At 75.0% G+C, this 6,609-nt stretch carries 6 protein-coding genes; all 6 read right to left on the bottom strand.

The window, feature by feature from the left end; translation table 11 throughout:
* Nucleotides 1-653: 653 nt before the first annotated feature.
* From ADL08_RS07690 to ADL08_RS07665, 6 genes are read right to left on the bottom strand one after another with little or no spacing between them, the layout of a single operon-like run.
* A complete protein-coding gene (locus ADL08_RS07690; protein ID WP_053641320.1) occupies nucleotides 654-1,223 on the bottom strand; it encodes a phage tail protein in 570 nt (189 codons plus the stop codon).
* On the bottom strand, nucleotides 1,220-3,178 hold the full coding sequence (locus ADL08_RS07685) for a putative baseplate assembly protein (protein ID WP_053641319.1): 1,959 nt from the start codon (nucleotides 3,176-3,178) through the stop codon (nucleotides 1,220-1,222). Before ADL08_RS07685 ends, ADL08_RS07690 begins: the two co-directional genes overlap by 4 nt.
* The gene (locus ADL08_RS07680) at nucleotides 3,178-3,600 is read right to left on the bottom strand and encodes a GPW/gp25 family protein (RefSeq protein ID WP_053641318.1); all 423 of its coding nucleotides are present in this window, start codon (nucleotides 3,598-3,600) and stop codon (nucleotides 3,178-3,180) included. The genes ADL08_RS07685 and ADL08_RS07680 overlap by 1 nt, the downstream gene beginning before the upstream one ends.
* The gene (locus ADL08_RS07675) at nucleotides 3,600-3,917 is read right to left on the bottom strand and encodes a PAAR domain-containing protein (RefSeq protein WP_053641317.1); all 318 of its coding nucleotides are present in this window, start codon (nucleotides 3,915-3,917) and stop codon (nucleotides 3,600-3,602) included. The genes ADL08_RS07680 and ADL08_RS07675 overlap by 1 nt, the downstream gene beginning before the upstream one ends.
* A 33-nt stretch (nucleotides 3,918-3,950) precedes the next feature.
* On the bottom strand, nucleotides 3,951-5,771 hold the full coding sequence (locus tag ADL08_RS07670; protein WP_053641316.1) for a VgrG-related protein: 1,821 nt from the start codon (nucleotides 5,769-5,771) through the stop codon (nucleotides 3,951-3,953).
* Complete coding sequence (locus ADL08_RS07665) at nucleotides 5,768-6,490, bottom strand: LysM peptidoglycan-binding domain-containing protein (RefSeq protein ID WP_053641315.1); 723 nt, start codon at nucleotides 6,488-6,490, stop codon at nucleotides 5,768-5,770. The genes ADL08_RS07670 and ADL08_RS07665 overlap by 4 nt, the downstream gene beginning before the upstream one ends.
* Between the last annotated feature and the right edge of the window lie 119 nt (nucleotides 6,491-6,609).

The raw sequence follows: 6,609 nt of genomic DNA, 5'->3' as shown, positions 1-6,609 counted from the left end.
GTGCCGGGCGGCGGGGCGTCCGGGGTCCCGGCGGCCCTGGCCCGGGCGAACCGGGCCAGGGCCGCCCGGGTCCGGGCCGCCGCCGTGTCCCGTGCCGAGGTGGCGGGTGCCGGGCTGTCTGGTGCCGGGGTGGCAGGTGCCGGGGTGCCAGGTATCGGGGTGGCAGGTGCCGGGGTGGCGGACACCGAGGTACCCGGTGCCGGGCTGTCCGGTGTCGGGCTGTCCGGTGCCGAGGCGGCAGGTGTCGGGGCGCCAGATGTCGGGGCATTCGGTACCGGGCTGTCCGGTGCCGAGGTGCCCGGTGCCGGAGCGCCAGGTGCCGGGGGGCCCGGTACCGGGGTGCCGCGCTCCCCCGCGTCGCCGGGCCCGGTGCGCGTTCCGTCCGGGGCTCCGGCGGCCGGTGCGCCGCCCGGCGTTCCGGAGGGATCCGCGGGCGCCGGGACGTCGCCGGGGGCGGTCGCGCCCGCTCCCCCGCCCTCACCCGGGCCCGCGGGCGCGGCCGTGCCCTCCGGAGTTTCCCCGGACGACGGCGTACCGCCCGGCGTCCCGGGTCTCGCGGGCCGGTCCGACCAGCCCAGATACGCGCCGCAGTTGCCGCAGAAGTCGTCGGCGGGGTCGTTGGCGGCCCCGCACGAGGGACATGCGCGCATGCGTCAGCTCCCTTCCTCGGCGGGCGGAGCGGTGACGACCTCCACCCGGAACGCGACGTGCACCGGGCACATGGCCCGGACGATCTCGTGGACCCGGTCCGCGTCCACCCGCCCGGTCCGCGCCCCTTCGGGGACGACCCGGACGAGCAGCTCGCCGTCGGGTTCCGGCGGGAGGCCGGAGCCCGCGGTCTGCGACCAGACCGCCGCGCCGTCGCCGACGATCTCGGTGCGCACGTCCAGGGCGAGGCGCAGGGCCTCGGCGAGGCCCCGCCTCGTGCCGCGCCACCGGTGCAGTTCCACCGCGCGCGCGACCGTCTCCCGGCGCAGCTCCAGGGGCCGGCGCGGATCGTCGGCGGCGCCCACCCAGGACGCCAGCCACACCAGGAAGTCCGGCGGTGCCAGGCGGGGGTCGAGGTAGGCGGGCAGGTTGTCGAGGGTGGAGAAGACCGGGGCGAGGACCGTGTCGAGACCGGCGGTGAGGCGTTGCGCGAGGTCGTCGTCGGCGTAGAGCGCGGGCAGCTGCTCCCCGATGGGGTGCCTGCTGGGCAGCCCGGGTATCGCGGCGCGGCTCATCGTCCCTCCGGTCCGGCGGCGGACACGACCACCTGGTGCTGGTAGGAGAAGACCAGGGCGCCGGGACCGACGTCGATGCGGTCCGCCGGGGCGCCGCGCCGGCCGGTGACCGGGTCGGCCGGGAACAGGCGGATCTCCTCGACCAGCGCGTCGCCCGTGGCGCGTTGCAGGACGCCGAAGACCTCGCCGTACTGGACGGGCCGTCCGAACGGCCATCCGGTGCCGTCAGGACCGCCGGTCAGCGGGTTGAAGTGGCGGAACAGGGCGTCCAGGGCCGCCTTGCGGACCGCGTCGGCGTCGCCGGGGGCGGCGGCGAGGCGGGCGACCACGGTGACGCCCTGGTAGACCGGCGGCTCCACCACGAGGCGGGTGCCGATCAGGCGCCGTTCGTCGAGGCTCGCGGTGATCGCCGAGAGCATCTGCTCGCCGGGGATCAGCTGTTCGAAGCGGAGCCGGTCGTCGCCCTCGTCGGCGACGGCGTCCGGCACCACCAGGACCCGTACCGCGCCCGGTGTGTCCGCGGCCGGCAGGCAGCGCACCCGGCGCACCGAGGGCGCGGCCTGGCGGCTGATGATCTCGTAGTCCTCGGCGGTCACCGCGCGGTCCTGCATGCGCAGCACCTCCGGCGCGCGCAGCCGGGCGTTGTGCACGCTCTCCCCCGCGACGCCGCCGCGCGCCGCCTCCCGGTTGACGACCCGGGCGACGTACGGGACGGAGCTGAGCAGGACGGAGATCGCGCCGCGGGCGACGTTGCCCGCGGGGCCGCCGCCGGTGCGGTAGCGGGCGACCCTGATCCGCGCGCCCTTGGGCGGTACGGCGCCGCACTGCCGCAGGGTGCCGTCCGGTTCCCGCAGTGCCGGGGGGAAGGCGAACTCGCCGGTGGTGGCGTCCACCCGGACGTGCCGGTCGGCGGGGAGGGAGCGGCCGAAGTGCTCGACCACCTCCCAGCGCTGCCAGCCCTCCTCGGAGGACACCTCCACCACGGGCGGCCCGGCGTCGAGCAGGACCGGCGGCCGGCCGAGCCGGAAGGCCTGTCCCGCGACCCCCTCGGAGGTGCCGAGCGGTACGTCGGTGACCGTCTCGGCGTGCTCGGCGGACATGGTGCCGCCGACGGTGAAGACCGCCGCCTCGCGCACCGTCGGGGACTCCGAGTAGAACGGCTGGCCCGGTTCGGCCTCGGTGACCCGGCAGCGCAGCCATCCGGCCCGGGTGCCGCCGATCACGGACGCGACGTGCCCGGCGGGCACGTGCACGACGACCTCGCCGGGCCGGTTGAGGCCGCCGGTGGTGTCGTCGCCGGTCTCGCAGGCCTGCCAGCCGCCGCCGTTCCACGCCTCCCACACGAGCGGGGGCTGGCGCGGGTCGACGCCGACGCCCTCGACGCGGCTGTCGAGGCGTACGGCGACGATGCAGCGCGGCACCGCCGTGGGCAGCCCGAACAGCAGCGCGTCGCCGGGTTCCGGCGTGGCCTGGAAGCAGGGGATGTCGAGCCCGTCGGCGAGCATGCCGGTCCTGTCGTGCTGCTCGCCGGTCCGCGACGCGGTCACCAGGCGCGTCAACTCGCTCGGCAGGATGCGCAGTTCGCCGGTGGTGGCGAACACCACGGCGTCGTCGGTCTCGCCGCCGGCGGTGGTGACCTCGGTGCCGGGCGGCAGCGTGACGGTGTCGGACTGCGGGGCGGACAGCCAGAAGTCGACGTCGGCGCCGGCCGCGGTCGGCGGGAACAGCCGGATGCCGAGCAGGTCGAGGAAGGCGTGGTAGTTCTTGTCCGGGACCCGGTTGAGCCGGTACAGCAACTGGTCGACCAGGTAGGCGAACGTCTCGATCAGGGTGACGCCCGGGTCGGAGACGTTGTGGTCGGTCCATTCCGGGGCGCGCTGCTGCACGTACCGCTTCGCCTCGTCGACGAGCTGCTGGAACCGTCGGTCGTCCAGGTTCGGGGAGGGCAGGGCCATCAGTCGGCGACCGTTTCCTCGGCCCCCTCCTCGGAGGGGATCGTGTAGAAGGGAAAGACCAGGTTGCGCCGGTCGTTGGTGGAACGCAGGGTGTAGTGCACGTCGATGTAGAGGGTGCCGTCCTCGACCGCGTCGAAGGCGACGACCACGTCGTCCACGGTGATCCGCGGCTCCCACCGCTCCAGCGCCTCCCGCACCTGCTGCGCGACGCGGCCGGCGGTGGCGCCGTCGCCGGGGGCGAAGACGTAGTCGTGGATGCCGCAGCCGAACTCGGGGCGCATGGGGCGCTCGCCGGGCGCGGTGCCGAGCACCAGGCGGATCGCCTCCTCGATCTCCCGCTCCCGTTCGACGAGGGCGATCCCCCCGGTCGGTCCGACGCGCAGGGGGAATCCCCAGCCCCGGCCGACGAACCGTTCGCTCATCACACGCCCCCGATCAGCACGTGGGGCGCCCCGGTGAGGATCATCGCGCCGCACGCCGTCCTGTCGCGGGCGCGCGCGGCCGGGAGTCCGCCGATGAGGACCTGCCCGGAGGCGAGCCCGGCCGGGTTGGGCAGGAGCACGTTGGCGGGTCCGAGGGCGGCGTGCGGCGGCACCACGCACGTGTGCAGGCTGCCGATGACGGCGGCGGGCCGGCCGCCGATCAGCACGGTCGCCACCGCCCTCGCGGCGGCGGGCGGCGGGGTGGCGACGACCCCGCCGTGGTCGGTGGGGTCGCCGGTACGGGCGGCGGCGGGCATGCGGAGCTCCTTTCACGAGCTTTCCGGTGGGGGTCAGTTGATCCGGACGAGCTTGGCCTTGAGGGTGGCGAGCAGGCCGCCGTCGACGGTGACGCCCGAGGCGCCGGTGACGTCCACCGTGCGGCCGCCGATCCTCACCCCGACCCGGCCGTCGATGGCCACGTTGCGGCCCGACACGCTCACGTCCCCGCGTCCCGCGTCCACGGTGATGCCCCGCTTGTCCATGACGAAGGAGCTGAGCACCTGCCGGCTCTTCCCCGCGTACACCGTCATCTCGATCCGGTCCCGCCGGTCGTCGAGGAAGACTTCGAGGCGCTCGTCGGCGGACATCAGCCGCACTCCGGAGCGGCCCGGGGCCCGTGCGTCGAGCAGCTCCACCCGGTGGCCCGAACGGGAGACGAGGGAGCGGCGGTTGACCCTGCCGGTGGTCTTGTCGATCAGGGGGACGTCGTGCGGCGAGGGCTTGTCCACGCCGTTGTAGAGGCCGCCGATGACGTACGGGCTGTCGAGGAGGCCCTGTTCGAAGCCGACCAGGACCTCGTCGTTGACCTCGGGGCTCACCACGCCGCCGCCCCCCTTGCCGCCCCACTGCACCGTGCGCACCCAGTCGGTGACGTAGGTGTCGTCCAGCCAGGGGAACCTCAGCCGCACCGAGCCGTTCTCGGCGCCGCCCGTCTCGCGCACGTCCGTCACCACGCCGATCGCGAGGCCCGGCATGCGCGGTCCCCGGGAGGGCGCGTTGGCGCCGGTGACCAGTCCGGTCAGGGAGCGGTCGGGGCTGGCGCTCACCCACACCGTCGTGCGGTAGCCGCCGTGCGGTTCGAGGACGTGCTGCACGGCCGTCGCCGTGTACTTGCCGGAGAACGCCGCTCCGACGTTGCCGAGCGCCACGGGCTTGCCCGCGCGCAGCGTCGGGTTGCCCTCGACCAGCGCCTCCAGCTCGCCGAACCCGGCACTGACCTGTCCGGCGACCGCGTCCGCGACCGCCTTCGTCTCGGCCTGGGTGCGGTACGGGGTGTCGGTGACGGTGAGCTTCGACGTGCCGAACCGGGCGGCGAACGCCGGGCTCAGTCCCGGCACGACGGTGTCGCTGTCGACCGAGGGCTTCCGGGCCACCAGGGGCCGCTTGGTGGTGACGTCCCAGCCGCGCACCTCCACCTGCTGCGCCCCGTCCGCCGCCGACAGGGAGGCCCGCAGCGCAAGCAGGTTGCGCCCGTACTCCAGGACCAGCGGGTCGCGGGCGGCCGAGGTGGACGGCGAGGGCGCCCCGGAGGCCTTCCGCGGCCTGGTGAACTGGAGCAGCCCCTTGTCGTCGACGCGCACCTGCGCACCGCTCTCGGCGGCCAGGAACTGGAGGAAGTCCCAGTCGGAGACGTTCGCCTGGGACAGCTGCTGGTAGGTGACCGGCGCGGCCTCGACGGTGCCGCAGGCCAGACCCGCCCCGGCGGCCACCTTGCGGACGATCGCCGTCGCCGTCATGTTCCGGTACGCCACCACCTTCCGGCCGCGCTGGAGCCGGTGCGCCTTGGAGTAGGCGCGCACCACGGTGAACGAACCGGTGCGGTCCCGGTCGACCTCCAGGGCCGTGACCTCGCCGTCGAAGAGCCGCTCGCGGGCCTGCCCGGTCACGGTGACCACGGAGACCCTGAGGGGGGTGCCGATGGTGATGCCGGTCTTGCGCAGGAACTCGTGGTCGGGGTCGCGGAAGGTGAGCACCGCCGCGTCCGGCAGCCCCACGTTCTCGTCGATCACGCAGCTCACCAGCTGGGCCGCCCAGACCGGCGGCAGTTCGCCGGGCGTCTCCACGATCGGGTCCGCCGCGAACGACCGGCCGTCCCGCGCCCCGCCCGTCACCGCTCCTCCCCGGCGCCCGCGTCGCTCAGCGCCGGCACGACCAGTTCGGTGCCGGGCACGAGCGCCATCGGGTCGTCGATGTCGTTGGCCTCCGCGATGACCCGCCAGGCCGTCGCGTCGCCGTACTCCCGCCAGGCCAGCAGGGCCAGGCTGTCGCCGGCCACGACGACGTGCGTGCTGCGTCCGGTGCGGGCGCCGGACGTCGGGTTCTGTCCGGCGGGGCCGACGCTCGCCTCCTCGATGGAGAGCCGGCAGGTGGCCCGCAGCGGCTTGCCGTCCACGTCGAACAGGGTGTACGACACGGACAGGTTGGAGAGCACGCCGTCGAACGACGTGGTGCGCGCGCTGCCCCACTCGAACCGCACCCAGGGGCTGGCGGGCTTCTTGCGGCCCAGGCTGGCCTTGGTCGGCACGCACGCCTTCATCAGCTTCTCCACCGCCTGCTCCACCGAGTTGTCGTGGGTGGCGGTGGCGTCCAGGAACACTTCGAGGCTCAGCTCGCGCGGGCCGCTGCCGACGAACTCGGGCAGGGAGGACTCCTCCGCCATCCGGGACGGGGAGCGCCGCCACTCGGTGGTCTTGCGCAGTTCCAGGGTGGAGGGGTTGAACTGGAGGTCCAGCCGTGCCAGCGTGCCGCCGGGCTTGGCGCCGACGGAGGCCGGGGGCTCCTTCAGCGTGAGCTGGGCCCTGGCCCGGCCGGCTCGGGACACTGGGGACATGACGGGGGTTCCTTCCGGGGAACTGGCGGGGGGGGGGAGGGCGGGGCGGGGGGCGTCAGGGGGGCCGGAGACCCCCGTGGGCGATCTCCACGGTGTCCACCCCCGCCCGCGAGCTGCTG

The sequence above is a fragment of the Streptomyces sp. NRRL F-6492 genome (genome assembly GCF_001280125.1).
Classification (GTDB): domain Bacteria; phylum Actinomycetota; class Actinomycetes; order Streptomycetales; family Streptomycetaceae; genus Streptomyces.
The sequence above is the reverse complement of the archived record's forward strand: the minus strand, read 5'-3'. Positions and strand labels throughout refer to the sequence as shown.